Origin of the sequence: Streptosporangium sp. NPDC048047 (assembly GCF_040653115.1) — a bacterium.
Taxonomy (GTDB): Bacteria; Actinomycetota; Actinomycetes; order Streptosporangiales; family Streptosporangiaceae; genus Streptosporangium.
Window position 1 is genome coordinate 1 of the sequence record NZ_JBEZNH010000022.1, and the last position, 2,928, is coordinate 2,928.

Annotated in this window: 3 protein-coding genes; all 3 read left to right on the top strand. The window is 71.9% G+C overall.

Annotated features, from left to right (window positions below; genetic code table 11):
- Window positions 1-217 precede the first annotated feature (217 nt).
- The 3 genes from AB0D67_RS20095 to mreD are packed head-to-tail and all read left to right on the top strand — an operon-like array spanning window position 218 to window position 2,829.
- Window positions 218-1,249, top strand: coding sequence for a rod shape-determining protein (locus tag AB0D67_RS20095; RefSeq protein WP_362937451.1), 1,032 nt, complete (start codon window positions 218-220; stop codon window positions 1,247-1,249).
- Entirely contained in the window at window positions 1,249-2,298 is a 1,050-nt protein-coding gene (gene mreC, locus AB0D67_RS20100; RefSeq protein ID WP_362937454.1) for a rod shape-determining protein MreC, read from the top strand. The genes AB0D67_RS20095 and mreC overlap by 1 nt, the downstream gene beginning before the upstream one ends.
- A gap of 3 nt (window positions 2,299-2,301) precedes the next feature.
- Complete coding sequence (gene mreD / locus AB0D67_RS20105; protein WP_362937457.1) at window positions 2,302-2,829, top strand: rod shape-determining protein MreD; 528 nt, start codon at window positions 2,302-2,304, stop codon at window positions 2,827-2,829.
- Window positions 2,830-2,928 lie beyond the last annotated feature (99 nt).

Sequence of the window (2,928 nt, forward strand, 5' to 3'; positions counted from 1 at the left end):
GGATGGTCGCCCTGGGGACGGAGCTCTCGGTCCTGATGAACGCGTCCTCCCCGAAGATCTTCGGGGAGGACGGCGGGGCCCGGCGTGTTTGCCGCGACTTAAGATTTTCCTGGAGCTGGCAGGCTCATTGCGCTCAGGGGTGGGTACATCACGTTACGATTCGAGTGCGTTCTGTAGTTTTCGCCGACGACCTGACGGAAGGAGGGCCGCCTTCCCCATGAGCAGCAAGCTTGCTTTCCTTGGACGCGACATGGCGGTCGACCTCGGCACCGCGAACACGCTGGTGTACGTCCGGGGCAAGGGCATCGTGCTCAACGAGCCGTCCGTCGTCGCGATGAACATGGTCACGGGAAAGATCGTCGCCATCGGCATCGAGGCCAAGCGCATGATCGGCCGGACTCCGGGCAACATCGTCGCCATCCGGCCGCTGAAGGACGGCGTCATCGCCGACTTCGACGTCACCGAGCGCATGCTCCGCTACTTCATCCAGCGGGTCCACCGGCGCAGCCAGTTCGCCAAGCCGCGCATCATCATCGCGGTGCCGAGCGGGATCACCGGCGTCGAGCAGCGGGCGGTCAAGGAGGCCGGCTACCAGGCGGGGGCACGGCAGGTCTACATCATCGAGGAGCCGATGGCCGCGGCGATCGGGGCGGGCCTGCCCGTGCACGAGCCGACCGGCAACATGGTGGTCGACGTCGGTGGCGGCACCACCGAGGTCGCCATCATCTCGATGGGCGGCGTGGTGACCAGCCAGTCGATCAGGGTGGGCGGCGACGAGCTGGATCAGGCGATCATCAGCTACGCCAAGAAGGAGTACTCGCTCATGCTCGGCGAGCGCACCGCCGAGGAGATCAAGATGGCGATCGGCTCGGCCTGCGCGCTTCCCGAGGAGGGCCACGCGGAGATCCGCGGCCGGGACCTGGTCAGCGGCCTGCCGAAGACGATCGTCGTGTCGGCCGCCGAGATCCGCCGGGCCACCGACGAGCCGGTGAACGCGATCGTGGACGCGGTCAAGACCACGCTGGACAAGTGCCCGCCGGAGCTGTCCGGCGACCTGATGGACCGGGGGATCGCGCTCACCGGCGGGGGCGCCCTGCTGAAGGGCCTGGACGAGCGGCTGAAGGACGAGACCGGCATGCCGATCCACCTGGTGGACAACGCCCTCGACTCGGTCGCGCTCGGCTCCGGCAAGTGCGTCGAGGACTTCGAGGCGCTGCAGCAGGTCCTCGTCCCGGAGCCGCGGCACTGATGAAGGACACGCGCCGCGCACGGATCAGCCTGGGGATGCTGCTGGCCGCGGCTCTCGTGTTGATGACCGTCGACCACCGGACCGGCGGAGCCTCCCCGCTCACCCCCCTCAAGGAGGCGGGAACGACGGTGTTCGGCGCCGCGGAGAGGGCAGGGGCCGACATCGTCCGGCCGGTCGGCAGGTTCGTCACGATGATCACTGGTGCGCCGGAGGCGCGGCGCCGCATCGAGGAGCTGCGCGCCGAGAACGGCCGGCTCCGGCGTGATCTGGTGGCGCAGGGCCTGGACCGGCAGCGTTCGACGCAGCTGCACCGCCTGCTCGGAGCGGCGGGCGTCGCCGGATACCGGATCGTCCCGGCGCAGGTGATTGCCCGGCGGGGCACGCCGGGGTTCGAGGAGGCCGTCGAGCTCGATGTCGGTACGGCGGACGGGGTGCGGACGGAGATGACGGTGCTGAACGGCGAGGGCTTGGTCGGCAGGGTGGTTCAGGCGGGGCGGTCCACCTCGACCGTCGTGCTGCTCAGTGATCCGGCGTCGGCGGCCGGAGCCCGCCTGGAGGGGAACAACGAGATCGGGGTGGTGCACGGCGTGGGGTCCGGTGGCCGCCTGCTGCGTTTCCGGTTGCTCGACTCCACGGCGCAGATCGTTCCTGGCCGGCGGATCGTCAGTTTCGGCTCCCAGCACGGCGTGCCGTACGTGGCCGGGGTGCCGATCGGGGTGGTGGAGCGGGTGGAGGCGACGCCGGGGGAGCTGACCCGGGTGGCCTACGCCCGGCCGTACGCGGATCTGACCGCGCTCGACGTGGTGGGCGTGGTGGTGCAGGCGCCGACGCGTGAACCGCGTGACGTGGTCCTGCCGGGCGCGCCGCGGCAGGCGGCGAAGGAGAAGAAGGCCAAGGCGCGGGGCGGGCCGGACCGTGGGGAGGCGCCGGGCCGCGAAGGTGACGCGCCGGAGACGGAGGACGCGCCGGAGGAAGAGGCGGCGCCGGGCGGGCGGGGCGACGTGCCGCCCGAGGCGGTGGCTCCGGGCCCGCGGCGCGGGGGGATCTGACCGATGGGCCGGGACGCGCTCGCCGCCGGGTTCCTCCTGCTGGTCATGGTGGTTCAGGTGGCGGTGGTGAACCGCCTGCCGCTGCCGGGGGACGTCGCCCCCGACCTGGTGCTGCTCACCGTGATCGGTTACGCGCAGGCCCGTGGGGCCGCCGCCGGGACGGTCATGGGCTTCTTCGCCGGGCTGCTCAACGACGTGCTGCCGCCCGCCGCGCATGTGATGGGGCAGTACGCCCTGGTGCTGTGCCTGGTCGGGTTCGCGGCAGGGCGGATGGCCGAGGTCCATCCCGAGGCCAGGATCATCACGACGCTCACCTGCGCCGTCGCCGGGCCGGTGCTCGCCGCGGCGGCAGGAGCCCTGTTCGGTGACGCCCGGCTCGGTGAGGACGTGCTGACGGCCACGCTGCCCGGGGAGGCCGTCTACGACGTGGTCGCGGCCCTGCCTGTGGCGGGGTTGGCGAGGAGGGTCGCCGGGGGTCCCCGGATGCGGGCTCCGCGGCCGGTGCGGTATCCGGCGCGGAGCCGTCTGTGAGCGCGCGGGTCACCGCGTGTGGTCGGTGCGGGCCTCAGGGGACGGGCCGGCGGGTGTGCGGGATCCGGCGGGACGAGCGAGGAACGTGCGGGATCCGGC